We start from the raw sequence: 24292 nt of genomic DNA on the forward strand, positions 1-24292 counted from the left end.
CTGGCTCATGCGCCAGGCCGGCCGGTATCTGCCCGAATACCGCGCGCTCCGTGCCGAAAAGGGCGGGTTCCTCGCGCTCGCGATGGATTCCGACGCGGCAGCGGAAGTGACGCTGCAACCGATCCGCCGCTTCGGCATGGACGGCGCGATCCTGTTCTCGGACATCCTCGTGGTACCGATGGCGCTCGGCCAACAGCTTTGGTTTGAGACCGGCGAAGGCCCCAGGCTTGCCCCGACGGTGACCGCGCGGGACGTGCTCGATGGCTTCGATGCCGATTCCAGCGTGCTGGAGCCCATCTACGGCACGATTCGACGGGTGAAGGCGGCGTTGGACCCCCAGACCACCTTCCTGGGCTTTGCGGGCTCTCCGTGGACCGTGGCGACGTACATGATCGCCGGGCAAGGTAGCCGCGAGCAGGCCGAGGCCCGTCGCCTCGCCTATCGCGACGAGGGCCTGATGCAGGCGCTCGTCGATCGGATCGCCGACCAGACCATCGCCTATCTGCGCAACCAGGCCGAAGCGGGGGTCGAGGCCGTGCAGCTGTTCGACAGCTGGTCGGGTAGCCTCAGCCCCGCCCAGTTCGAACGCTGGGTAATCGCGCCCAACGCACGGATCGCGGCTGCGGTTCGGGATCTGGTGCCCGTGATCGGATTCCCGAAGGGGGCAGGGGGCAAACTCGCCGCCTATGCCCGCGAAACGGGGGTCGATGCGATCGGACTCGACGAGACGGTCGACCCCGCCTGGGCGAACGCCGTGCTGCCGGAAGGGCTGCCGGTGCAGGGCAATCTCGATCCGCTGGCGCTGATCACCGGGGGCGCGGCGCTGGACGGCGCGATCGACCGGATCCTCGCGGCTTTTCCGGAGCGGCCGCATGTGTTCAACCTGGGCCACGGCATCCTGCCCGACACGCCGATCGCGCATGTTGAGCAGCTCCTGGCCCGCGTGCGGGGAACGGCGGCATGATCGGCTGGCTGGGCGGTGCCTATCTGTGGGTAAAGGCGTTCCACGTCATCTTCGTGGTGTTCTGGATGGCGGGGCTGTTCCTGCTCCCGCGCTACCTGATCCACCATCAGGAGGCGCTGGGCACGCCCGAGGCGGCCGCCTGGGCGAAGCGCGAGGCGCTGCTGAAGCGGATGATCCTCACGCCCTCGATGGTCATCGTGTGGGTGCTGGGGCTGGCCCTCTCGGCCAATATCGGGCTGTTCGACGGGCAGGCGGGCATCGGCTGGCTCCACGCCAAGCTGCTGCTCGTCGTGCTGCTCAGCGGCTATCATGGCTGGGCGGTCGGCTATGCGAAGAAGCTAGGCCGCGGGCAGGCACCGATCGCCATCCGCACGCTGCGCTTCCTCAACGAAGTGCCGGCGCTGGCGCTGGTCTTCATTGTAATTCTTGCCGAAGTGAAGCCCTTTTAAGAATCGCTGCGATTCGGCGGGGTGAATCTGCGCCGAATCGCAGTTGACTTGGGGGAAGCCGCTACCTAATTTTGCGAGCGTGTACCGAACCCCGGTGCATCCTTCCTCCAAGCATCGACTCCTGCGCGGACCTATCGCCGATCGACGCTCTCCCCCTTAGAATTTCCGGACCTTCCATGCATCTCAAGGACCTCAAGAAGACCGCCCCCGCCGAACTGGTCACCATGGCCGAGGCACTGGGCGTCGAGAGCGCGTCGACGCTGCGCAAGCAGGACCTGCTCTTCGCCATCCTCAAGGCCCAGGCCGAGCAGGGCGACCAGATCATGGGCGAAGGCACGATCGAAGTGCTGCCCGACGGTTTCGGCTTCCTGCGCTCGCCCGAGGCCAACTATCTCGCCGGCCCCGACGACATCTATGTCAGCCCCAACCAGGTCCGAAAGTTCGGCCTGCGTACCGGTGATACGGTGGAGGGCGAGATTCGTGGGCCGAAGGACGGCGAACGCTATTTCGCCCTCACCAAGCTGGTGAAGGTCAATTTCGACGATCCGGATGCGGTCCGCCACCGCGTCAATTTCGACAACCTGACCCCGCTCTATCCTGAGCAGAAGCTTCGCCTCGATACCCTCGACCCCACGGTCAAGGACAAGTCGGCCCGCGTGATCGACATCGTCGCCCCACAGGGCAAGGGCCAGCGCGCGCTGATCGTCGCCCCGCCGCGCGTCGGTAAGACGGTGCTGCTCCAGAACATCGCCAAGGCGATCACCGACAACCATCCCGAAGTCTTCCTGATCGTGCTGCTCATCGACGAGCGCCCGGAAGAAGTCACCGACATGCAGCGTTCGGTGAAGGGCGAAGTGATCAGCTCGACCTTCGACGAACCGGCGACGCGCCACGTGCAAGTTGCGGAAATGGTGATCGAAAAGGCCAAGCGCCTGGTCGAGCACAAGAAGGACGTGGTGATCCTGCTCGACTCGATCACTCGCCTCGGCCGCGCCTACAACACCGTGGTGCCCAGCTCGGGCAAGGTGTTGACCGGCGGTGTCGACGCCAACGCCCTGCAGCGCCCGAAGCGCTTCTTCGGCGCCGCGCGCAACATCGAGGAAGGCGGTTCGCTCTCGATCATCGCCACCGCGCTGATCGATACCGGCAGCCGCATGGACGAAGTGATCTTCGAAGAGTTCAAGGGCACCGGCAACTCGGAAATCGTCCTCGACCGCAAGGTGGCGGACAAGCGCATCTTCCCGGCGCTCGACGTCGGCAAGTCGGGCACCCGCAAGGAAGAGCTGCTGGTCGAGAAGGCCAAGCTCACCAAGATGTGGGTGCTGCGCCGTATCCTCATGCAGATGGGCACCATCGACGCGATGGAGTTCCTGCTCGACAAGATGAAGGATTCGAAGACCAACGAAGACTTCTTCGACAGCATGAACCAGTAACCCGAGCCGTCGTTCTCGTGATTTCGGCAAGGCCGGGCCCGTGTGCCCGGCCTTTTTGCGTCTGGCGGCAGGGAACGTCCCGCGTCGGGCAAGCGTAGGCGTTGCGTGCGCCGATGGGGGCGCTAGGGTTTTGGCATGATCGATCTTCTTCTCAGCGCCGCGGCAGGCGGTATCGGCTCGCCGCTCGACATCTGGCAGCACATCGTCGCCGATTTTTCCAATCTCGGCGATCCTGCGGCGCTGGCCGCGTTCGGCTCGGTGCTGATGATCGACCTGGTGCTGGCGGGCGACAATGCGATCGTCGTCGGAGCGCTGGCGGCCGGCTTGCCGGCGGACCAGCGCAAGAAGGTGATCCTGATCGGCATCGGCGCGGCGCTGATCCTTCGGATCGCCTTCGCGCTCATCGTGAGCTGGCTGATGGGGATCGTCGGGCTGATCTTCGCAGGCGGGCTGCTGCTGCTCTGGGTCAGCTGGAAATTCTGGCGCGAGATCCGCCACGGCGGCGAGAGCGCTGGCTCGGAAGAAATCGAGGGTGACGAGCGCTCGGGCGTGCGCGCCGCACGTAGCTTCGCGGGCGCTGCCTGGGCGGTTGCCGTCGCCGACGTCTCGATGAGCCTCGACAATGTGCTGGCCGTCGCCGGGGCGGCGCGCGAGCATCCCGGCATCCTCGTGGTCGGGTTGCTGCTGTCGGTCGTGTTGATGGGGCTGGCGGCGAACCTGATCGCCAAACTGATCGATCGCCACCGTTGGATCGCCTATTTCGGCTTGGCGGTGATCGTCTTCGTTGCGTTCAAGATGATCTACGAGGGTTGGGTGGGTACGCCCGGCACGGCGGGCATCACTAGCCTGTTCTGAGCCCCAGACCCCTCCCTGCGCGGCAGGGAGGGGCGGGCATGACCTCAGCCCAGGTTCGCGGCGAAGAAGTCTGCGGTGCGCTTGTCAGCCAGCTGTGCGGCCTCTTCCGAGCGCCGCTTGCCGAGTTCGGCCGCGAAGCCATGGTCCTCGCCCGGATAGTCGAACAGCGTGACCTTGGGGTGGTCGTCCAGCCCCTCGTGCATCTTGGCCTGCACTTCGGGCGAAACGAAGTGATCGGCGACCGGGATGTGGAGCATCAGCGGCTTGGCGATGGCATGCTTCTCGCCGAGCAGCCCGTCGATGCCCACCGCATAATAGCCGACGCTCGCATCGATGTCGGTCCGCGCCGCGGTCATGTAGGCAAGGCGGCCGCCGAGGCAGAAGCCGACCGCGCCCACCTTGCCGCCGCCGAGCTCGGCGCGCGCCACCTGGATCGTCGATTCGATGTCGGCGATGCCCTTGTCCTGGTCGAACTTGCCGAACAGGTCGAAGGCCTGCTGCATCTCCTCGGGCACGTCAGCGTCGAGTTCAATGCCCGGCTTTAGGCGCCAGAACAGGTCGGGCGCGATCGCGAGATAGCCTTCTTGCGCGAAGTCTTCGCATTTCTGACGGATGCCGTCGTTCACGCCGAAGATTTCCTGGATCACGATGATCGCGGCGCGCGGGGTGCCCTCAGGGCGCGCGACATAGGCAGAGAAGCTGCCGCTCTCGTCCAGGGCGTCGATCGTCAGAGTGCTCATAGCAGATAGTCTCCGGTTAAGCGCCGCTCATGATCGAGCAGCCAGGATTTGGTGGCCGGCCCTTGCCCGGCCGAATAGGCGCCGAGCCCGCCGCCCTGGTTCAACACGCGGTGGCAGGGCACGATGAGCGGAAACGGGTTTCGTGCACATAGTTGGCCGATCGCGCGAGCGCTTGAACCCAATGCGCGCGAAAGCTCACCATAGCTGATGGTCTGCCCGAACGGGACCGCGATCAAGCCATCTCGAAGGATAGCGCCCCTCGGCGTGGCGGGCGGCGCCAGCGTAAGGTCGAAGCCGCGCCGCTCTCCGGCGAACCATTGATCGATCTGTTCGGCTGCGGCTCGGACGATTGCCGTCACGCCACGTGTCGGCGTGCCTTCCGCGCCGATGAGGATGCGCTCCAGCTGCCCCTCCTTGCCTTCGATCCGGATCGGGCCGATGGGCGTTGCGATCAGGGCATGGTCGCGCGCATACATGCGCTTGGCCTAGCAGGGGGCCGGGCATGCGCTCAAGCGCGGAAGGGATCACATGAAGATCAACGTCGAAGTCGAGTGCACGCCGGAAGAGGCGCGCCGGGCCATGGGCTTGCCCGACCTGACCCCCGTACATGACCGCTATGTGCAGTTGATGGTGAAGGCGATTGAAAACCACGGTACGCCGGAAGGCTTCGAGCAGATGATGCGCAGTTGGGCACCCATGGGTGAAGCGGGTATGAACTTCTGGCGCGGACTGTTCGACGCCGCGACAAAGAAGCCTGGGAGCTGACGACCGCGCCCATGGATACGATCTTCGCGGTCTCTAGCGGCGCGCCGCCCGCGGCGATTGCGGTGCTCCGCATCAGCGGTGCTGCGGCCTTTGCTGCGGTGCAGCAGCTTGCAGGCGCTGTTCCCGCACCGAGGCGAGCCGCGCTGCGGATGTTGCGCGACAGGGAGGGCGAGCCGCTCGACCAAGCCCTGGTACTGTGTTTCCCCGGGCCACGATCGGCGACGGGCGAGGATCTCGCAGAGCTGCATCTGCACGGGGGCCGCGCGGTGGTGCGGGCGGTGGAGGCGGCGCTCGCGGAACTTCCCGAACTGCGCGCAGCCGAGGCAGGGGAGTTTACCCGGCGGGCGCTGCTCCACGGTCGGCTGGACCTCAGCGAGGCCGAGGGGCTGGGCGATCTGTTGATGGCGGAGACCGAGGCGCAGCGGCGCGCCGCCATCCGCAGCGCGGGGGGCGCGGTGCGGCGCCATGCGGAGGATTGGACGACGCGGCTGCTTGGTCTTGCTGCCCGTATCGAAGCGGAACTCGATCATGGAGACGAGGAGGATGTCGCGGGCGCAGATCCGCTACCGGCGCTGCGGTCTGGCGCCGCGGCGCTGGGCAACGACATTGCGGCCGTTGCCGCGCGGCCGCCGGTGGAGCGGCTGCGCGACGGGTTGCGGGTAGCGCTGGGCGGTCCGCCCAATGCCGGCAAGTCGACCCTGTTCAATGCCCTGGCCGAACGCGACGCCGCTATCGTCTCGCCGATCGCCGGCACGACGCGCGATCGCATCGAGGTGCCCGTCGTCCGCGACGGCATTGCCTGGCTGCTGATCGACACGGCGGGGCTAGCCGAGGGCACGGACGATCCGATTGAGGCAATCGGTGTGGCGCGCGCCCGCGATGCGCTGGCTGAAGCGGATTTGCTGCTGTGGTTGGGTGACGATCCGCCACCGCCGCACACCTGCACCTTGTGGGTGCAAGCCCGCGCCGATGCCGAGGGCCGCGCCCCGGCACAGCCTGAGCAGTTGGTCGTGTCGGTGCATGAGGGCAGGGGCGTGGACGCACTTTGGCAGCGTATGGCGGAGGTCGCATCCGATCTGCTCCCGCCGCCCGATGTTGTTGCGCTCAACGCGCGCCAGCGCGGCTGGTGCATCGCCGCGGCCGATGCGCTGGCGCGCGCGTCGCTGCTCGACGATGCTTTGCTCTTTGCCGAGGAGCTGCGTGCGGCGCGTCGCGCACTGGATGCGATAACGGGTCGGGCGGGCGTCGAGGATGTGCTCGATGCGTTGTTCGGGAAGTTCTGCATCGGTAAATAAAGTGTTCCACGTGGAACACAAACGGGGCGTTCCGTCGCTCCCCACTGGACAAGCGCGCGCCGAACGCGTTTAGCGATGCCATGCAATTCGACGTGATCGTGATCGGCGGCGGCCATGCCGGTACCGAGGCAGCGGCTGCGGCAGCACGCCGCGGCGCCCGCACTGCGCTGCTCAGCTTCGATCTGGAAAAGCTCGGCGCGATGTCGTGCAACCCGGCGATCGGTGGGCTCGGCAAGGGGCATCTCGTCCGCGAGATCGACGCGCTCGACGGGCTGATGGGACGTGCGGCCGACGCCGGCGGCATCCACTATCGCATGCTCAATCGCTCCAAGGGCACCGCGGTGCAGGGTCCGCGGGTGCAGGCGGATCGCAGGCGGTACGCGGCCGCGATCCAGGCAATGTTGCGCGCGCAGGAGACACTGACGCTCGTTCAAGGCGAGGCCGAAGCCTTGATCCTTGCGGGCGGCCGGATCGCGGGCGTGCAGCTCCGAGACGGCGCCAGCCTAACCGCACCCGCGGTCGTGCTCGCTACCGGCACCTTCCTGGGCGGCCGGCTGTTTCGCGGCGAGGAGCGGTTCGAGGGCGGGCGGGTAGGGGAGGCCTCTGCACGCCGCCTTGCTGCACAGCTGCGAGAATTGGCACTACCGATGGGGCGGCTCAAGACCGGCACGCCGCCTCGGCTCGACGGCCGCACGATCGACTGGGCGCGGACCGAAGAGCAGCCTTCGGATGCCGAGCCCTGGACCATGTCGGCAATGACGCCTGCGCGGCCACTCCCCCAGCTCCATTGCGCGGTCACCCGGACGACGCAGGCGACCCACGATGCCATTCGCGGCGGGCTCAATCGTTCGCCGCTGTTCACCGGCGCAATCGAAGCACAGGGGCCGCGTTATTGCCCCTCGATCGAAGACAAGGTGCATCGCTTCGGCGACCGTGACGGGCATCAGATCTTCCTTGAGCCCGAGGCGCTCGACCATCACTGGATCTATCCCAACGGCTTGTCGACCTCGCTGCCCGTTGATGTTCAGGCGGCGATGATCGCGTCGATCCCCGGGTTGGAGCAAGCCGAGATCACGGTACCCGGCTATGCCGTGGAATATGACTATATCGATCCGCGCACGCTCGATTCGATGCTGGGTCTGCCGCAGATTCCGGGCCTGTTCTTCGCAGGCCAGATCAACGGAACGACGGGCTATGAGGAGGCCGGGGGCCAGGGGCTTGCGGCAGGCGCCAACGCCGCGGCGCTGGCCTTGGGGAGCGCACCGTTAGTACTGGACCGGGCGACATCCTATCTCGGCGTGATGATCGACGACCTGGTGTTGCAAGGGGTGACCGAGCCCTATCGCATGCTCACCGCCCGTGCCGAGTTCCGTCTGCGGCTGCGCGCGGACAATGCTGAGACCAGGCTGGGCCCGATCGGCGATGCCCTAGGCTTGCTTGGGACCGAACGTCGTGCGCGAGGAGAGGCTCGACGCGAAGGTCGCGCGTTGCTCGACTCTCTCTTCGCAGTGGAACGAACCGCGCATGAGATCGGCGCGCGTGGCGCTCCCGTCTCGCAGGATGGCGCACGCAGGCCCGCGCGGGAGTGGCTCCGTTTTCCCGGCGTCACGCTGGAGCAGGTGCTGGACAGCTCCCCCGACGTCGATGCGGCGTTGCTCGCGGAGTATGTTGAGGATGCGCGTTATGCGCCGTACCTCGAACGGCAGGATGCGGAGGTTGCGCAACTTCGCGCGAACGATGCCGTGCGTCTGCGCCCGGATATGAACTATGCGGAGATACCGGGCCTCTCCAACGAGATGGTCGAGCGTCTCGGCGCGGCCGCCCCGGAGACACTGGGAGCCGCCGCGCGTATTCGCGGGATCACGCCGGCAGCGCTTTCCGCAATTCTTCTACACGCACGAAAGACAGTCGCATGACCGAAGACGAGGCGCGGTCTTGGGTGCGCGAGCACTTCGGTGTTTCACGTGAAACAGCGGTGGAGCGATTCGGTGCGTTGCTGACAGCGGAGGCCGAGCATCAGAATTTAATTGCTCGCTCGACCTTGGACACGCTCTGGTCACGGCATTTGACGGATTCGGCGCAGCTTGTTCCGCTAGCCGATTCCGCGGGTACCGGCGTATGGCTCGATGTTGGGAGCGGCGCGGGCCTGCCTGGCATCGTTGTAGCGTTGTTGACCGACCGTCCCGTCGTGTTGGTCGAGCCGCGTGCGAAGCGCGTTGCATTTCTTCGCGACGCCGCGGAGCATGTCGGTGCCACGGATCGCGTCACCGTGATCGGCAGCAAGGTGGAATCCTATCGTCCCGCGCAGCCCGTGGCCGTCGTATCCGCTCGCGCCGTCGCGGAGCTGTCGGCGCTGATGTTATCCACAGTACACTGCACCGATTCGTCCACAGTCTGGTTGCTGCCAAAGGGACGAAGCGCGCAATCGGAGGTGGATGCCGCGCGCGCGAAATGGCAAGGTCAGTTTCACGTGGAACCCAGCATCACGCAGCCGGACTCGGGCATCGTGGTCGCAACACAGATAGGCGCCAGATGATCACCATCACGATCGCCAATCAGAAGGGCGGGGTGGGCAAAACCACGACCGCCATCAATGTCGGCACCGCCCTTGCTGCCACCGGCAAGCGGGTGCTGCTGATCGATTTCGATCCACAAGGCAACGCGTCGACCGGCCTTGGCATTGGCCGTAGCGATCGCGAGCATTCGAGCTATGACCTACTGGTTTCGGATGCGAACCTCGAAGACGTCGCGGTCCCGACCGATGTGCCGGGGCTTGATGTCGTGCCGGCAACGCAGGATCTGTCGGGCGCTGAAATCGAGCTGATCGAGTTCGACGCGCGGACCCATCGGCTCGATGCGGCGATCCGCCGGCACAGTGCCGAGCGCTGGGACGTCATCCTCGTCGATTGCCCGCCCTCATTGGGCCTGCTGACGGTGAATGCCATGGTGGCGGCGCATGCGCTGCTGGTGCCGTTGCAGTGCGAGTTCTTTGCGCTGGAAGGACTGAGTCAGCTGCTGAACACGGTGGAGCGCATCCGCACCCGGTTCAACCCGGGCCTGTCGATCCTGGGCGTGGCCCTTACCATGTATGACCGCCGCAACCGCCTGACCGACCAGGTCTCGGACGATGTGCGCGCGGTGCTGGGCAGGGTGGTGTTCGACACGGTCATCCCTCGCAATGTCCGCCTGTCGGAGGCGCCGAGCCACGGCGTCCCGGCGCTCATTTATGATCATCGTTGCGCCGGCTCTGAAGCCTATATCGCGCTTGCGCGCGAAGTGATCGAACGTCTTCCCAAGTTGCAGAAAGCCGCATGACCGATTCCCCCGCCGCCGCCCGCAAGCCTCGCCCCGGTCTTGGCCGGGGTCTCTCCGCGCTGCTCGGCGACAGCCTTCCAGAGGAGCCGATCAAGGGTAACCCCACGAGCAATTCCGGCGTGCGGATGTTGCCGATCAGTTCGCTCGTCGCTGACCCCAACCAGCCGCGCCGTCACTTTGACGAGGAGGCATTGGAGACGCTGGCGGAATCGATCCGTACGCGCGGGCTGATCCAGCCGATCTTCGTGCGGCCCCATGGCCAGAGCTTCCAGATCGTCGCCGGCGAGCGTCGTTGGCGTGCGGCGCAGCGTGCGCGTCTGCACGAGGTGCCGGTGATCGTTCGCGAGCTGAGCGACGCCGAGACGCTCGAAATCGCGCTGATCGAGAATATCCAGCGTCAGGATCTGAACGCGATCGAAGAAGCGGAAGGCTATGCCCGTTTGATCCGTGAATTCGGTCACACCCAGGAGGCGCTGGGGAAGATCGTACACAAATCGCGTAGCCACATCGCCAACCTGCTTCGACTGCTTGATCTGCCTGAGCCGGTGCGGGAGATGGTTGTCGATCGCTCGCTGGAGATGGGCCATGCCCGCGCATTGATCGGTGCACCGGATCCGGAGAAGCTTGCTCAGGAGGTGGTCACAAAGGGGTTGTCCGTTCGGGATACGGAGAAGCTGGCGCGGACCGCCAAGCCGGCCCCCAAGCGCAAGGCGAGCAGCGCGCCGACGGCGGAGCGCGACCCCGATATTGCTGCACTGGAGCGGCATCTGGGTGATGTGCTCGGCCTCAACGTGCGGATCGCGCATGCGGAGAAGGGCGGCACACTCACGGTGGGGTATTCCACGCTCGACCAGCTCGACATGGTTTGCCAGCGGCTTACCGGCGAGCGAATCTGACTAGGTTCCGCTGCCCTTAGTGGCAGGTTTGAGGGGGGCAGGGCGCATGGCAGCATGATGCCATGCTGCGCACTACCTCCGACCGGACTGCCATATTGTCGTTTGATTTCCCGCTATCGCGGGCTGCTGCATGGTCGCGGCTCGAGGCATTTGTGGCCCAGGCTGGTGCTACCTATGCAGAGCGGCGCAATTTCGATGCGGGGCCCGGGCGGCACGATGCCGTATCGCGTCTGTCGCCCGCGCTGCGCCGTCGATTGATCAGCGAGGAGGAAGTCGCCCGCGCGGTGATCGAGCGCCATGGCCGAGAGGCGGCGTCCAAGTTTCTCTCCGAATTATTCTGGCGCACCTATTGGAAGGGCTGGCTGGAACAGCGCCCCTCGGTCTGGGCCGATTGGCGGCACGCCTGCCAGATGCTGCACGAGGCGGGCGCTCCCGCCGGCTATGCTGCGGCGATTGAGGGGCGGACCGGGATCGATGCCTTTGACGGCTGGGTCCGGGAGCTCTGTGAAACCGGCTATCTCCACAACTGGGCCCGGATGCAGCTTGCATCGATCTGGATCTTTACCTTGGGCCTGCCGTGGGAGCTCGGCGCGGAGTTTACCTTCGCGAAGCTGCTGGATGCCGATCCTGCCTCGAACACGCTTTCCTGGCGCTGGGTGGCTGGGCTGCATACAGCGGGCAAGGCGTATCTAGCGAATGCCGAGAACATCAATGTGCGTACCGGTGGGCGCTTTCGTCCGGACGGGTTGGCGATGGTGGCAGATGTTCCACGTGGAACAGAGGCGCCGGAACGTAGTGCGCTTCGGATGCCGACCGATCCGTCGCAACGTCCTGCGCTACTGTTGCTGACGCCCGAGGACCTGTCCCTCGAAACGGAGGGACCGCTACAGCGCCTGGATGTGCGTCGGGTTGTCGCTTGCCGCGCGCATTGCCAGCGACCGGCGGACATCGCCGCAGTTGCGGATGGCCTGCAACGCGCCGCCGCCCATTGGCGGGTGGGCAGTGTGTGGCTTGATGATCTGGACGCCGTGGCCGCCTTGGCGAGAGAAAGCGGCTGCGAGCAGGTCGTAACCGGCTATGCGGCAGTAGGCCCGGTGCGCGACAGTTTCCGCAAGATGGCGCAGTGTGAAGGTGTCCATTTCACCGAGCATCGTCGCGCATGGGATGCGCGGGCGTGGCCACAGTGCGGGAAAGGCTATTTCGCCTTTGCCAAGCACATTGCCGAGCTACTTACAGCGGCAGGTATGTAGCGCTGCAACATCAAGCAATAGTATGATCATGGTAAAGATTTCGTGAACTCCCGCTGCGCCGCAGCGTTTTGGCTTGCGGTGCCAGCGGGAGGTGCGTGTGATTGAAAGAACGACGGAGGGTCTCTGGCAAAGCCAGGACGCAGCGCTTTCGCGCCCGACCTGGCACGATGCGGCGCGCGATGCGATCCGCCAGCGGCTCGTGACGCCGCCCCACGCGCCTCAGCGTTTGCTCGCGAAGGTTAGGTTCTCGCTGAAGAAGGGCAGGACATAGTTCTGGAAGCGATCGGCGATGGCGCTGGTATGATCGCCCGGGTAAAGGGTGAAGCTGTTCGTCACGCCATAGCGGTCGAGCGTCTCGTGCAGCTTCTGCGCGTCGAACCGGAGCCCGTCCTTGTCGCCCACGTCGATCGCGATCGCCCGATAGCGGCGTAGCGCGCCGATATACTGGTCCACAAAGGCCAGGGGAGCGTTGGCGGCCCATTTCGCCAGCACCTCCGGTTGCTGCTTCCCGTCCTTGATCGGCAAGTCGAGGTAGAGCGGCGACGCCTTCGGATTGGGGGACCATGCCGCAGCGGCGGCAAGCGTGGCCCGCAGCCCCCAGGGGAGCGTGGTCGCCGCCTCGCGCGTGTTGAGGCCCTCAAGCTGTCGAACCGCAGCCTCGTCCAGCATGCTGGCATCCCGTGCGGAGAGGCAGCAGGGGCTCATCATATAGACGGCGCCGAACACGTCCGCGTGTTTCATGCCAATCCGGCTGGCGCCATAGCCCCCCATCGAATGCCCCGCGAGGCCGCGGCTCTCGCGTCGTGCCAGCGTGCGGTAATGCGCGTCGATATAGGCGACGAGGTCGTGCGAGACGAAGCGCTCGAAATCACCCGTGGTCGGCGAGCTGGAGTACATAGATCCGTTGTGCAGCGTCTTGCTGTCCGGCAGCACGAGGATCAGCGGCTGCGCCCCCAGCGCGAACGCGCCTTCCACCACCTGCGGAACATGGATCTCCTTGATCCATTGCTCCACCCCGATCGAATAGCCGTGCAGGGCATAGACGACCGGGTAGCGCTTGCGTGGGGAAGTGGCGTAATCAGGCGGCAGCACCACGATGACGTCGCGATCGGCGGAATCGCCTTCCAGATTGCCGTCGATCGCCGGGGAATGGACCTTGATCCGCTGAACCGTCACCGGCTTCGCGCCGGAGACGACAGCAGGCACCTGCGTCTGCACTTGCGCTTGTGCCGCCGGCATCAGCAGGGCTGCCAACCAGCCTGCACCTGCGATCCATCTGCGTTTGTCCATCGCTTCCTCTCCTGTTCGTCGGGCAATGCCCGTACGGCTTTTACCGCAATGTGCAGGCGCTATCGGTAGCGCTAACATCTCTTGGAATATCGTAGTGCCGGTGGGTTGGGAAGCCCGCGTCGCTTGCATCGCTAGGCTGCATCTCGCACGAAGCGACCATGACCTCCGCTTTCCCCGTCGACGGACTCACGCTCGTCCAGCACCCGCTCGTCCAGCATCGCCTGACCAGGCTGCGCACACGGGATACGCCGCCCGAGCGGTTCCGCGCCGAGCTGCGGGCCGTGTCGCTGCTGCTCGGCGCTGCCGCACTCGCCGACTTGCCGCTCGAGGATCGGACCATCGCGACACCGGTCGCGTCGATGGAGTCCGCTGTGCTCGCCTGCGCACCGCCCGTGGTGGTACCGGTGCTCAGAGCCGGGCTCGCGATGGCGGATGGAGTGCTCGACCTGCTGCCCGAGGCGTCGCTGGCGCATCTGGGGCTGTATCGTGATCCGGAGACGCTGGAGGCGGTGGAATATTATTTCAAGGCGCCGGCCGATCTGGCGGAGCGCCCGGTACTGCTGGTGGATCCGATGCTCGCCACCGGACACAGTGCGATTGCGGCGCTGGATCGGCTCAAGGCAGCCGGCGCGCGCGATCTTCGATTCCTGTGCCTGCTAGCCGCGCGTCCCGGCGCCGTGGCGGTGCGGGCGGCGCATCCCGACGTTCGCATCTGGACGGCGGCGTTGGATCCGGCGCTCGACGCGAAGGGCTATATCGTGCCAGGCCTGGGCGACGCCGGCGACCGCGCGTTCGGCACCGACCACGACTGAGGGCGCTCAGCCGCCGCGTAGCAGTTGCATGACGAAGGCGCGGATTCGGCCCCGGTTCTCGCGCGAATCGCCAAGGATACCGTGTTGCGCCGCCGGCAGATGCGCGAGCGGGTGGCCCTCGGGGCGGAAGGCGTAATGGTCGAAGAACGCCCGCCACGCCGTGCGCTCTGCCGCGGGCCGATCGGCCAGCGTGGTCATTGCCAGCAACAGTGCCGTGTAGGGGGAGTCGGGGCTGCTTGCGAAGTCGTCCCACCAATAATTCATCAGCAGGTTGAACGGGGCCGTAGCTTCCACCTGATGCCACCAGAGCTTCGGCAGGTACAAGGCATCGCCCGCCCTCAGGGTAACGGACAGCGCGCGCGCCTGCGCGGCGGCAAAGCGGGGATAGCGGGAATCGCCAGACCCGGCGCCGGCGGCCAGGCTTACCGGCTGCCCTGCCATGGTATGGTCGATCGGGCCGACATAGAGGTCGCCGATCGTGTCCGGCGGGTAGAGGGTGAACCGCCGCTCCCCGGCGATCACGCAGGCGAGATTGTCGAACCGGTCGTAATGGCAGGCGATCGTCGAGGCATTGCCGATCCATAGTCGCGGCAGCACGCCCGCAGGGACCAGCGGCATGCGATTGGCCTCGGCAAGGCCCGGCAGATGGTCCTCGGCAGGCAGGGAGCCGCAATAGATGCTGGGCGCGCCGGCATCGGCAGCGGCGCGCAGGATGCGCTCCAGGACCGCAGCCAGACCGAGCGTCTCGCGCGCGAAGTTGAACCCATCGCTTCGGTCGCCATAGTTATAGCGTCCGCCGATCGCGGCATCCCCGACAAAGGCCTGTGCCGTCCTGCCACTGTCGAAACCCAACAGATAGGCCGACAGGTTCGCGCCGTCCTGGGCGACCCGGGTTATCGGGAGATCGGCAGCAACACCGCGCAGGACCATCGGCACGCAGTCCCGACGTGCTTCCGCGAAGGCGGCGGGTGCGATGTCGGCACCGATGTCGCGCAGCATTGCCGATCAGGCCGCGAGACGACGATTGCGGCGCGCCGCGAGCACGGTGATCTGTCGCAGCGAACCCGCCACCGCATAGGCGAGTTGCAGGTGCCCGGCACGAAAGAGCGTGAGCACCGCAGCATCGTCGAGCTCGTGCAGCGCATCTAGGCTCACGGTGTAGAGCCCGGCCAGGTCCAGCGAGGTGCCGTCGTCGAAGCGCAACGTCACGTTGATCGGCTCGAGCAGCTTGTGGGCGAGCAGCGCGTCGACGAAAGCCTGGGTCGCCTCTACGCCGTGGTGGAGCTGGGCGAGCGTCTGCTGGATGCCCCGCAAGGCGGGCGCGGGCGCACCGTCTTCGGCGAACAGCGCTTCGCCCTCATGCGGGGTGAAGCGGGAATCGCTCGGGTCGATCGCGATCGAATCCCCTGCGATAAAGAAGCCCTGGCGCTCGACATGGAGCGGCCAGAATCCTTCACCCGCACGCAACTCGACCAGCGACTCGCCGGGTTCGAAGCCGAGCATCGCGCCGGCATAGAATCGGCCGGTCTCCGCATCCTTGGTCAGCAGCACCGGGCAGGCGGCGGCCGCGGCGGCAAATTCGGCGGCGACGACGGGGACGAAATAGGGAAGGGGGCCGGCGGGCGCCCGTACGCGCAGATCGCGATGCTCCACTGAATCGAGCAACGTCATGTCCTGAGTCATCGCATCCTCCCGCTATCGCCGCTGCTGTCCGCGCGACCAGGTGCCCTGCATATCGGCTCGCGCCGTGGGCGCCAATGCCCTGACTAAAGCAAAAGAATACGCCGACAAAAACCTGTTGATAGCGCTAACGCGAACGGCTACAGTTCACTACAGATTCGCAAAGAAGAATGAATCGGGGAGGATGTTGTGCCGCTGTCTGTGCGGATGCGAAGGCTTGTGCCTACTCTCCAGAGTTATACTGTGCTGCACTGCGGTGTAGTGCGTGCGGATCTGTATCGATCCCAACAATAAATCCGGAGGGGGTATGCACATGCCGAAGTTTGTCGGAATGGGTTCATCGCAGCGGCACGCGCGTCTTGCGCGGCATGTACTTGCGGGCGCAACTAGTCTGTTGGCGCTGAGCTTCGTAGCGCCGGCGCACGCGCAGGATGCGGCGCCGTCTACCAGCCAGACGCAGGACGAAGAGATCATCGTCACCGGTATTCGGGGCTCGCTGCAACGCAACCTCGACGCAAAGCGCAACGCATCGGGCGTGATTGAGCAGATCTCGTCCGAGGACATCGGCAAGTTCCCGGATTCCAACGTCGCGGCTTCGCTGCAGCGCCTGCCCGGCATCTCGATCCAGCGCGACGGGCCGCGCGGCGAGCCGAACGGGGTGACTGTCCGCGGCTTCGGCGGCGACTTCAATGAAACGCTGGTCGATGGCCGTCGTCTCTCGACCGCGACCGGCGGTCGCTCGATCGACTTTTCGACGGTCGGTTCGGACTTCGTCGGCGGGCTGACCGTGCTCAAGACGCCCGACGTGTCGCTGTCGTCGAGCTCGATCGGTGCGACGATCAACGTGTCCTACCCCAAGCCGTTCGACCGGCCGGGCTTCCACCTCGCGGTCTCGGCCTCGGGCTCGATCCAGGACGATGCCGGCAAGGTGGTGCCGACCGGCGGCGTGCTGATCAGCAAGACCTTCGCCGACGATAGCTTCGGCATCCTCGCCAACGCGATCTATACGCGGCACGATACCCAGACGAACAATGTGTTCGTCCATGGCTGGCCGGGTGGTCGCTATGCGCCGTGCCAGCTGGCGGGCAGCACGGCGACAAGCTGCAACCCGACCAGCGACAACAAATCGGCCGCTTGGGCGCAGGAAAGCAACCGCCAGACGGTGGTAGGCTGGTTCGAGCAGCAGTTCGGTGCAACCCAGAACTATACGCGCGACGAGCGCGTTGACGGGCGGATCGCGCTGCAATGGAAGCCGGCGGACAATGTGCTGCTGACGCTCGATGACAATTATTCCGAACAGCGCGTCAACACCGATAATTTCGGCTTTGGCATCTGGTTCAACCAGGGCAGCCTGCGCAACGTCAAGCTCGACAAGAACGGGACGACCACCGACTTCACCCAGGCGGGTTCGCAGACAGACTTCACGGCCGGTACCGACAGCAACCTCCGCCGCACCAACCAGACGGGCCTCAACGTCAAATGGGACGCGACCGAAAATCTGCAGGTGGAGGCCGATGGGAGCTGGTCGAAGAGCTGGCTAAACCCTGATGGGCGGATCAATTCCAAGGGCGCGGACGTCGGCTATGGCTTCGGCATCGGTCCGTCGATCGGCATCGCGGTCAATGGCGACAGCAAGGACGTAATTCCGGTCCTCCACGATTACGGCGTCAACGGCACGGGCAGCCGCTGGGCGGATCTGGCGGCGATCGGCAGCCACGTCACCGTCAATATCGCCAACAAGAATACCGACGAGATCAAACAGGCGCGGTTCGGGTTGAAGTGGCAACAGGACGACCTGACGCTGCGCTTCGGCGGTTCTTATCTGGACGACCAGTTCAGATTTCGCAGTGCGAACACCTTCGCCAATAATTTCTGGCAGGCCTATTCGGGCTACGGTCCTGCCTCGGGCACCAATGGCGGCGTCGCACTGCCGGCAAGCCTGTTCAAGGGCACCGTCAGCACGACCAATTTCCTGCCGGGCTATACGGGCGCGCTGCCGCCGGTGCTGCTCAACTTCCGCGCGGCGGACTATCAGGCTTATCTCACCGGCCTCGGCAACCCGCAGACCAAGACGATCCCGGGCTACAACACCAGCTGCTGCAACAACGCGTTCAACGGCCAGTTCGCGGTTGCGGACGATGTCGGCAGCACACGCGACATCGGCGAACAAACCTGGGCGCTTTATGTCTCGGCAAACTTCAAGAGCGAAATCGCCGGCATGCCGTTCTTCTTCAACGCCGGCGTCCGTGAGGAAGTGACTCACGTCACGTCCACCGGCATCGGTCGCCTGCCGACTTCGATCACCCCCAGCACCACCGATCCGACGCTGTTGACGGTCAATTTCGGCAACCAGCAGGCGATCACCACCAAGTCGAACTATTCGTACCTGCTGCCGTCGATGGATCTGAAGCTGGAGCTCACCGACGCGCTGCACCTGCGCCTCGATGCCTCGCGCACGCTGACCCGGCCAACGCTCAACCTGCTGACCCCGGCGCTTAATATCGGCGTCGGCCAGCGCATCGGCGCGCTGACCGCGGACGGCGGCAATCCCACGCTGCAGCCCTATCTCGCGGACAATTTCGATGCCGCGCTCGAATGGTATTACCAGCGCAATTCCTACGCCGCGGTGAACTTCTTCCTGAAGGATGTGCGCAACTTCATCGTCCAAGGCGTGCAGCGCCAGTCCATCAACGGCGTGGTCGACCCGTCGACCGGAACGCTGGCGCAGTTCGCGGTGTCGCAGCGGGTCAATGGTCCCAAGGCGACGGTGAAGGGCGTCGAGCTCGCCTGGCAGAACACCTTCGGCAACAGCGGCTTCGGCTTCATCGCCAACGCCACCTTCGTCGAAACCAACCGGCCCTATGATCCGAGCGACATCAGCCAGAGCGGCTTCGCGGTGACCGGTCTCGCCAATTCGGCCAACTTCGTCGGCTTCTACGACAAGAACGGTATCGAATTCCGCGCGGCGGCCAACTGGCGCGACAAATATCTGCTTCAGTTCGGCCAGGCGCAGAATACCGGATCGTTCGGTGCCGAGCCGACCTTCGTCAACTCCAGCCTGCAGATCGACCTGAGCGCCAGCTACCAGATCACCAAGGCGATCAACATCTTCGGCGAAGCGCTCAACATCACCGACGAGGTGCAGAGCACCCATGGCCGCTTCTCCAACCAGCTACTCGACGTGTTCGCCTATGGCCGGCGCTTCACGGCGGGTGTGCGCTATCGCTTCTGAAGTCTCTTCCCACGACTGGGGATGCCGGTATCGTCCGGCATCCCCTTCTTTTTGCATGGGTCGGCGCGCGTGAAACGGGTTCGGAACATCGTCATCGTCGGCGGCGGCACCGCCGGTTGGCTTACTGCGGGCGTGATCGCCGCCCGGCACCAGGGGCGGATGCCCGGCGGCTTCACCGTTACCCTGGTCGAATCGCCCAACACGCCGATCATCGGGGTGGGTGAGGGGACGTGGCCGACGCTGCGGACGACGCTCGCCAAGATCGGCGTCTCCGAAACAGACTTCTTCCGTGAATGCGATGCCGCGTTCAAGCAGGGCGCGCTGTTCGCCCGCTGGACCACCGGCGCCGAGGACGATGCCTATTATCACCCGCTGATGCTGCCCCAGGGCTTCCACCAGCTGAGCCTGGTGCCGCACTGGATCACGGACTCGAAGGGCCGCAGCTTCTGCGACACGGTCACGCCGCAGGGCCGGATCTGCGACGCGGGCCTCGCCCCCAAGACCATCGCCACGCCCGAATATGACGGGCAGGCCAACTATGCCTATCACCTCGACGCCGGCAAGTTCGCGCCCTTCCTGACGCGCCACTGCACCACCAAGCTGGGCGTGCGCCACGTGCTCGCCGATGTCCGCGCGGTCGAACGGGCGGAGAATGGCGACATCGTAGCGATCGACACCGAGCAGGCCGGGCGGATCGAGGGCGACCTGTTCGTCGACTGCACCGGTTTCCGTTCGCTCCTGCTCGGCGAAACGATGGGGGTGGGCTTCAAGGACTGCGGCGACGTGCTGTTCTGCGACGCCGCGCTCGCCGCGCAGATTCCGTACTCGGAAGAAAACGCGCCCATCGCCACGCACACGCTGTCGACCGCGCAGGATGCGGGCTGGATCTGGGACATCGGCCTGCCGACCCGGCGCGGCACCGGCTATGTCTATTCCACCCGCCACACGAGCGACGACCAGGCCGAGGCGACGTTGCGCGCCTATCTCGGCCCCGCCGGGGCGGACGTGCCCGTCCGCCGCATCCCGATCCGTTCGGGGCATCGCGAGATCTTCTGGAAGAACAATGTCGTCGCGGTCGGCCTCGCCGCGGGATTTCTCGAGCCGCTGGAAGCCTCGGCGATCGTGCTGATCGAGCTTTCCGCCAAGCTGATCGCCGAGCAGATGCCGGCGGTGCGCGAGGTGATGGACGTCGTCGCCAAGCGCTTCAACGCCACCACGCTTTATCGCTGGGGCCGGATCATCGACTTCCTCAAGCTCCATTACGTCCTGACCAAGCGCACAGATTCCGCCTTCTGGCGCGACAATCTGCGGCCCGAGACGATTCCAGAGCGACTCCAGGAGCTGCTCACCCTGTGGCGCTACCAGCCGCCCTGGTTCCATGACGAGTTCGACCGGGTGGAAGAGGTCTTCCCGCCCGCCAGCTACCAATATGTCCTGTACGGGATGGGCTTCCACAGCGAGGTGGAGGCCGAGGCGCTTTCGGGCGACCAGCGCCTTGCCGAGCGGGCGATGCGCGAGAATGCCGCGCAGACCGAAAAGCTTTGCGGGGGACTGCCGCGCCACCGCGACCTGATCCGCAAAATTCACGAACACGGGCTGCAGCCCGTCTGACGCCCTGGGGGAGAACATCATGAACCGCACCATCCGCGCCGCGCTGCTGGCCGCCGCGCTCACGCCGCTGCCCGCCTTCGCCCAGAGCGCTCCCGACGTGCGGCAGGAGGCCGACACCAAGGCAGCCGCTATCGTTGCCCAGCTGACTCCGGAGGAAAAGTTCGGTCAGCTGCTCAACGTCGCCCCAGCCATCCCGCGCCTCAATATCCCGCGCTACAATTGGTGGACGGAGTCGCTCCACGGCGCGCTCGGTACGCTGCCGACCACCAACTTTCCCGAGCCGATCGCGCTCGCCGCCAGCTTCGATGCCCCGCTGGTGCATGACGTCGCCGCCGCGATCAGCGGCGAGGTGCAGGGGCTGCACGCGCTCGCCCGCGAGACCGGGCGGATGGGCAGGATCGGCACGGGGCTCGACACCTGGTCGCCCAACATCAACATCTTCCGGGATCCGCGCTGGGGGCGGGGGCAGGAAACGTACGGCGAGGACCCCTATCTCGCCGCACGACTGGGAGTCGCCTTCATCCAGGGCATGCAGGGGCCAAACCCGGATCTGCCCAACGTGATCGCCACGCCGAAGCACTTCGCCGTACACAGCGGCCCGGAATCGACGCGGCATGCGGCGAACGTCTTCGTCTCGCGTCACGACCTCGAGGATACCTATCTGCCGGCGTTCCGTGCCGCGATCGTCGAGGGCAAGGCGGGGTCGGTGATGTGTGCCTATAACCGCATCGACGGCCAGCCTGCCTGCGCAAGCGACGAACTGCTCAAGGACCATCTGCGCGGCGCCTGGGGCTTCAAGGGCTATGTCGTCTCCGATTGTGATGCGGTGAAGGACATTAGCGACAACCATCATTATGCCCCCGACGGCGCCGCGGCGGTGGCGGCGGCGCTACGGGCCGGTGTCGACAACGAGTGCAACGGCGCGACGCTGACCGACACCGCCGGGCTGGGCGACCGCTACCGCGATGCACTGGCCAAGGGGCTGATTACGCAGACCGAGATCGACCGCACGCTGGTGCGCCTCTTCTCCGCCCGCCTGCGCAATGGCGACCTGCCGGGTATTCGCGTTGCAACCGGCAAGCCCGGCGACGTCGGCGCGCCGGCACACCGCGCGCTCGCACTCGACGCCGCAGAGAAGAGCCTGGTGCTGCTCAAGAATGACGGCCTGCTTCCGCTCAAGCCCGGCAGCCGTATCGCGGTGATCGGCCCACTGGGCGACGCTACGCGCGTGCTGCGCGGCAACTACTCCTCCTCACTTTCGGGCCCACCGGTTTCGGTCGTTGAGGGTCTGCGCCAGGCCTTCCCTGCGGCGAACGTGACCTATGCCCCGTTCGGCGCTTCGGTAACCGATGGCGACCGGGTGCCCGGCGTGGCGCTCCGCACGCCGGACGGCCAGCCCGGCCTGATCGCGCGCTATTACAACCCCGTCACGCCGCCCCCGGCGAGCTTCGCGCCCGGCAGCTTCCGCGAGATCACCGCGAAGATGCAGTTCGCGGACGCCCCGGTCGTGACGCGCGTTGAGGCCGATGTTTCTGCCCGCAGCCTCGATCTGCCGACCGTCTCCGAGCATCACCGCACCGTCTGGACCGGCTTCCTCGTCGCACCCGAAACCGGCACCTATCGCCTGGGTCTGACCGGCTTTGGCGGTTCGATGACCTTTGACGGCAAGCCCTTTGTCGATCTCAGCAAGGCCGGCTGGGGCAGCCTGCCGACGATGCACGAGGTCCAGCTCGTCAAGGGGCAGCGCTACCCCATCGAGGTGCGCACCGACGAGCATGTGCTGTCCGGCATCGATCTCGTCTGGAAGCGGATCAGTGCGGATCCGATCGCCGCTATGAAGGCAGCCGCGGCCAAGGCCGATGTGCTGGTGGCGGTGGTGGGCATCACCTCGGACCTGGAAGCCGAAGAATCGCCGGTCCAGGTTCCCGGATTCAAGGGAGGCGACAAGACCAGTCTCGACCTGCTGCCGGACCAGCAGGCACTGCTGGAGGCTGCCCGGGCGACAGGCAAGCCGCTTGTCGTGGTGGCAATGAACGGCAGCCCGATCAACCTGAGCTGGGCCAAGGACCATGCCGCCGCCATTCTGGAAGCCTGGTATCCGGGCGAGGTGGGGGGCACCGCCATCGCCAATGTACTGTCCGGCAAGACCAGCCCCTCGGGCCGCTTGCCGCTCACTTTCTATCGGAGCGTCGACGATCTGCCGCCGTTCGGCGACTACAGCATGAAGGGCCGCACCTACCGCTACTTCGCCGGCACGCCGGTCTATCCGTTCGGCCATGGGCTCAGCTACACCCGCTTCGCCTATGCCGCCCCGGTCGTAAGCCGCTCGCCGGACTCGGCGGAAGTCGGGCTGACTGTCACCGCGGAGGTGCGCAATACCGGCGCCCGTGCCGGCGACGAGGTGGCGCAGCTCTATCTCAACTTTCCCGAGGATCCCGGTGCGCCCAAGGTGGCGCTGCGCGGTTTCCAGCGCGTGTCGCTCAAGCCGGGCGAAGCGCGGAAGCTGCGGTTCACCTTGTCGCTGCGCGATCTGAGCACGGTGACGGTGGATGGGCAGCACCGGGTGCTGGCGGGCACCTACCGCGCCACCGTCGGCGGCGGCCAGCCGGGCAGCGGCGCGGCGGGCGCTTCGGTGGAGTTCAAGATCGAGAAGCCGGTCGATCTGCCGCAATAAGGTGGAGCCTGTGCCATCCGCGTGCATTTCCGCTTCATCTCGGCTAGCGCCGGGGCAACGATGAGGGGGATTTGATGGCGGGTGGCCTGGTTGCGCTGCTGGACGATATCGCGGCGTTGGCAAAACTGGCGGCAGCGTCCCTGGACGACGTCGCCGGGGCGGCGGGGAAGGCTGGCGCCAAGGCGGCGGGCGTGGTGATCGACGACACGGCGGTCACGCCCCGCTATGTCGTGGGTCTCACGCCGGACCGAGAGCTGCCGATCATCGGCAAGATCGCGCTGGGTTCGATCGCGAACAAGCTGGTGGTGATCCTGCCGCTCGCGCTGCTGCTCAGCGCCTTCGCGCCCTGGGCGCTGACGCCGATCCTGATGCTCGGCGGCACCTATCTCTGCTTCGAGGCGGCCGAGAAGATCCTTGAGGCGCTGCTCGGCGAGCATGCCGCCGACCAAGTGGCTGCGATCACGGACGCCAAGGCGCTGGAGAAGCGCCAGGTGCTCGGCGCGATCCGCACCGACCTCATCCTTTCGGCCGAGATCATGGTCATTGCGCTGGCGCAGCTGCCCGCCGACATGGCGTTCGTGACGCGGGCCGGCGCACTGGTGCTGGTGGCGTTCGCGATCACCATCGGCGTCTACGGTGTCGTCGCGCTGATCGTGAAGATGGACGATATCGGCCTGCATCTCAGTCGCGGCGGCGGGCAGGGCGCGGTTGCCGGGTTCGGGCGAGGACTGGTCAAGGCGATGCCGGTTCTGCTCACCGCACTCTCGCATATCGGTGTCGGTGCGATGGCGTGGGTCGGCGGGGGAATCCTGCTGCACGGGCTGGAGGAATTCGGGTTCGGTACCCTGCCGCATGCGTTGCATGGCTGGTCCGAAGCGGCCGGGGCCGCCACCGGCGCGCTGGGCAGTGTGGTCGAATGGCTGGTCTATGCGCTGGGTTCTGCCGTGGCTGGGCTGGTCGTGGGCGGGGTGATCGCGGGCTTGCTCCACCTGATTCCGCGCAAAGTGCACTAGCGCGGATCGACATTCACC

Annotated in this window: 21 protein-coding genes; 16 read left to right on the forward strand and 5 right to left on the reverse strand. The window is 65.9% G+C overall.

Features of this window, described 5'->3' with window-relative positions; genetic code table 11:
• Positions 1-7: 7 nt before the first annotated feature.
• From hemE to A7X12_RS22190, 4 genes are all read left to right on the forward strand, one after another.
• Positions 8-964 (forward strand): uroporphyrinogen decarboxylase, encoded by a 957-nt coding sequence (gene hemE / locus A7X12_RS22175; protein ID WP_232318648.1) that lies wholly within the window; start codon positions 8-10, stop codon positions 962-964.
• Positions 961-1413, forward strand: a complete 453-nt coding sequence (locus A7X12_RS22180) for a CopD family protein (RefSeq protein WP_064313624.1) — start codon at positions 961-963, stop codon at positions 1411-1413. The genes hemE and A7X12_RS22180 overlap by 4 nt, the downstream gene beginning before the upstream one ends.
• 176 nt (positions 1414-1589) lie before the next feature.
• Positions 1590-2846, forward strand: a complete 1257-nt coding sequence (gene rho, locus A7X12_RS22185; RefSeq protein WP_064313625.1) for a transcription termination factor Rho — start codon at positions 1590-1592, stop codon at positions 2844-2846.
• Between the two features lie 135 nt (positions 2847-2981).
• Positions 2982-3701, forward strand: coding sequence for a YjbE family putative metal transport protein (locus A7X12_RS22190; protein ID WP_064313626.1), 720 nt, complete (start codon positions 2982-2984; stop codon positions 3699-3701).
• Between the two features lie 44 nt (positions 3702-3745).
• On the opposite strand, the gene A7X12_RS22195 is transcribed toward A7X12_RS22190, so the two are convergent.
• Positions 3746-4441, reverse strand: a complete 696-nt coding sequence (locus tag A7X12_RS22195; RefSeq protein ID WP_064313627.1) for a dienelactone hydrolase family protein — start codon at positions 4439-4441, stop codon at positions 3746-3748.
• Positions 4438-4917, reverse strand: coding sequence for a methylated-DNA--[protein]-cysteine S-methyltransferase (locus A7X12_RS22200; RefSeq protein WP_064313628.1), 480 nt, complete (start codon positions 4915-4917; stop codon positions 4438-4440). Before A7X12_RS22200 ends, A7X12_RS22195 begins: the two co-directional genes overlap by 4 nt.
• A 52-nt stretch (positions 4918-4969) precedes the next feature.
• Here A7X12_RS22200 and A7X12_RS22205 point away from each other — a divergent pair, with 52 nt between their 5' ends.
• From A7X12_RS22205 to A7X12_RS22235, 7 genes are all read left to right on the forward strand, one after another.
• A complete protein-coding gene (locus A7X12_RS22205; RefSeq protein WP_064313629.1) occupies positions 4970-5206 on the forward strand; it encodes a DUF6489 family protein in 237 nt (78 codons plus the stop codon).
• A gap of 11 nt (positions 5207-5217) precedes the next feature.
• Positions 5218-6501, forward strand: coding sequence for a tRNA uridine-5-carboxymethylaminomethyl(34) synthesis GTPase MnmE (mnmE, locus tag A7X12_RS22210; RefSeq protein ID WP_064313630.1), 1284 nt, complete (start codon positions 5218-5220; stop codon positions 6499-6501).
• Between the two features lie 80 nt (positions 6502-6581).
• Positions 6582-8417: a tRNA uridine-5-carboxymethylaminomethyl(34) synthesis enzyme MnmG gene (mnmG, locus tag A7X12_RS22215; RefSeq protein WP_064313631.1), complete on the forward strand. Its 1836-nt coding sequence runs from the start codon at positions 6582-6584 to the stop codon at positions 8415-8417.
• A complete protein-coding gene (gene rsmG, locus A7X12_RS22220; RefSeq protein ID WP_064313632.1) occupies positions 8414-9037 on the forward strand; it encodes a 16S rRNA (guanine(527)-N(7))-methyltransferase RsmG in 624 nt (207 codons plus the stop codon). Before mnmG ends, rsmG begins: the two co-directional genes overlap by 4 nt.
• Positions 9034-9816 (forward strand): ParA family protein, encoded by a 783-nt coding sequence (locus A7X12_RS22225; RefSeq protein ID WP_064313633.1) that lies wholly within the window; start codon positions 9034-9036, stop codon positions 9814-9816. Before rsmG ends, A7X12_RS22225 begins: the two co-directional genes overlap by 4 nt.
• The gene (locus A7X12_RS22230; RefSeq protein ID WP_064313634.1) at positions 9813-10712 is read left to right on the forward strand and encodes a ParB/RepB/Spo0J family partition protein; all 900 of its coding nucleotides are present in this window, start codon (positions 9813-9815) and stop codon (positions 10710-10712) included. Before A7X12_RS22225 ends, A7X12_RS22230 begins: the two co-directional genes overlap by 4 nt.
• 284 nt (positions 10713-10996) lie before the next feature.
• Positions 10997-11962, forward strand: a complete 966-nt coding sequence (locus tag A7X12_RS22235) for an FAD-binding domain-containing protein (protein WP_232318645.1) — start codon at positions 10997-10999, stop codon at positions 11960-11962.
• Between the two features lie 219 nt (positions 11963-12181).
• Here A7X12_RS22235 and A7X12_RS22240 read toward each other — a convergent pair whose 3' ends face one another.
• Positions 12182-13252, reverse strand: a complete 1071-nt coding sequence (locus tag A7X12_RS22240; RefSeq protein WP_064313636.1) for an alpha/beta hydrolase — start codon at positions 13250-13252, stop codon at positions 12182-12184.
• 158 nt (positions 13253-13410) lie between these two features.
• Here A7X12_RS22240 and upp point away from each other — a divergent pair, with 158 nt between their 5' ends.
• Positions 13411-14064 (forward strand): uracil phosphoribosyltransferase, encoded by a 654-nt coding sequence (gene upp / locus A7X12_RS22245; protein ID WP_064313637.1) that lies wholly within the window; start codon positions 13411-13413, stop codon positions 14062-14064.
• 6 nt (positions 14065-14070) lie between these two features.
• Here upp and A7X12_RS22250 read toward each other — a convergent pair whose 3' ends face one another.
• Positions 14071-15063, reverse strand: coding sequence for a cupin-like domain-containing protein (locus A7X12_RS22250; protein ID WP_064313638.1), 993 nt, complete (start codon positions 15061-15063; stop codon positions 14071-14073).
• A gap of 6 nt (positions 15064-15069) precedes the next feature.
• The gene (locus A7X12_RS22255) at positions 15070-15747 is read right to left on the reverse strand and encodes a SapC family protein (protein WP_064313639.1); all 678 of its coding nucleotides are present in this window, start codon (positions 15745-15747) and stop codon (positions 15070-15072) included.
• A 304-nt stretch (positions 15748-16051) separates the two neighbouring features.
• Here A7X12_RS22255 and A7X12_RS22260 point away from each other — a divergent pair, with 304 nt between their 5' ends.
• From A7X12_RS22260 to A7X12_RS22275, 4 genes are all read left to right on the forward strand, one after another.
• The gene (locus tag A7X12_RS22260; RefSeq protein ID WP_443029317.1) at positions 16052-18976 is read left to right on the forward strand and encodes a TonB-dependent receptor; all 2925 of its coding nucleotides are present in this window, start codon (positions 16052-16054) and stop codon (positions 18974-18976) included.
• A gap of 69 nt (positions 18977-19045) precedes the next feature.
• Complete coding sequence (locus A7X12_RS22265) at positions 19046-20587, forward strand: tryptophan halogenase family protein (RefSeq protein WP_064313655.1); 1542 nt, start codon at positions 19046-19048, stop codon at positions 20585-20587.
• 19 nt (positions 20588-20606) lie between these two features.
• Positions 20607-23261: a glycoside hydrolase family 3 C-terminal domain-containing protein gene (locus tag A7X12_RS22270; RefSeq protein WP_064313640.1), complete on the forward strand. Its 2655-nt coding sequence runs from the start codon at positions 20607-20609 to the stop codon at positions 23259-23261.
• Positions 23262-23335: 74 nt separating this feature from the next.
• The gene (locus tag A7X12_RS22275; RefSeq protein WP_064313641.1) at positions 23336-24274 is read left to right on the forward strand and encodes a DUF808 domain-containing protein; all 939 of its coding nucleotides are present in this window, start codon (positions 23336-23338) and stop codon (positions 24272-24274) included.
• The last annotated feature ends 18 nt before the right edge of the window (positions 24275-24292 follow it).

Origin of the sequence: Sphingomonas sp. TDK1 (genome assembly GCF_001650735.1) — a bacterium.
Classification (GTDB): Bacteria; Pseudomonadota; Alphaproteobacteria; order Sphingomonadales; family Sphingomonadaceae; genus Sphingomonas.

Excerpts from the sequence above, each read along its gene's own strand:
- A7X12_RS22260 (WP_443029317.1), top strand. The coding sequence starts at position 16,052 with ATGCACATGCCGAAGTTTGTCGGAATGGGTTCATCGCAGCGGCACGCG.
- upp (WP_064313637.1), top strand. The coding sequence starts at position 13,411 with ATGACCTCCGCTTTCCCCGTCGACGGACTCACGCTCGTCCAGCACCCG.
- A7X12_RS22275 (WP_064313641.1), top strand. The coding sequence starts at position 23,336 with ATGGCGGGTGGCCTGGTTGCGCTGCTGGACGATATCGCGGCGTTGGCA.
- A7X12_RS22270 (WP_064313640.1), top strand. The coding sequence starts at position 20,607 with ATGAACCGCACCATCCGCGCCGCGCTGCTGGCCGCCGCGCTCACGCCG.
- A7X12_RS22255 (WP_064313639.1), bottom strand. The coding sequence starts at position 15,747 with ATGACTCAGGACATGACGTTGCTCGATTCAGTGGAGCATCGCGATCTG.
- A7X12_RS22195 (WP_064313627.1), bottom strand. The coding sequence starts at position 4,441 with ATGAGCACTCTGACGATCGACGCCCTGGACGAGAGCGGCAGCTTCTCT.
- A7X12_RS22225 (WP_064313633.1), top strand. The coding sequence starts at position 9,034 with ATGATCACCATCACGATCGCCAATCAGAAGGGCGGGGTGGGCAAAACC.
- A7X12_RS22250 (WP_064313638.1), bottom strand. The coding sequence starts at position 15,063 with ATGCTGCGCGACATCGGTGCCGACATCGCACCCGCCGCCTTCGCGGAA.
- rho (WP_064313625.1), top strand. The coding sequence starts at position 1,590 with ATGCATCTCAAGGACCTCAAGAAGACCGCCCCCGCCGAACTGGTCACC.
- mnmG (WP_064313631.1), top strand. The coding sequence starts at position 6,582 with ATGCAATTCGACGTGATCGTGATCGGCGGCGGCCATGCCGGTACCGAG.
- A7X12_RS22230 (WP_064313634.1), top strand. The coding sequence starts at position 9,813 with ATGACCGATTCCCCCGCCGCCGCCCGCAAGCCTCGCCCCGGTCTTGGC.
- A7X12_RS22200 (WP_064313628.1), bottom strand. The coding sequence starts at position 4,917 with ATGTATGCGCGCGACCATGCCCTGATCGCAACGCCCATCGGCCCGATC.
- rsmG (WP_064313632.1), top strand. The coding sequence starts at position 8,414 with ATGACCGAAGACGAGGCGCGGTCTTGGGTGCGCGAGCACTTCGGTGTT.
- A7X12_RS22190 (WP_064313626.1), top strand. The coding sequence starts at position 2,982 with ATGATCGATCTTCTTCTCAGCGCCGCGGCAGGCGGTATCGGCTCGCCG.
- A7X12_RS22180 (WP_064313624.1), top strand. The coding sequence starts at position 961 with ATGATCGGCTGGCTGGGCGGTGCCTATCTGTGGGTAAAGGCGTTCCAC.
- mnmE (WP_064313630.1), top strand. The coding sequence starts at position 5,218 with ATGGATACGATCTTCGCGGTCTCTAGCGGCGCGCCGCCCGCGGCGATT.
- A7X12_RS22240 (WP_064313636.1), bottom strand. The coding sequence starts at position 13,252 with ATGGACAAACGCAGATGGATCGCAGGTGCAGGCTGGTTGGCAGCCCTG.
- hemE (WP_232318648.1), top strand. The coding sequence starts at position 8 with ATGCGCCAGGCCGGCCGGTATCTGCCCGAATACCGCGCGCTCCGTGCC.
- A7X12_RS22205 (WP_064313629.1), top strand. The coding sequence starts at position 4,970 with ATGAAGATCAACGTCGAAGTCGAGTGCACGCCGGAAGAGGCGCGCCGG.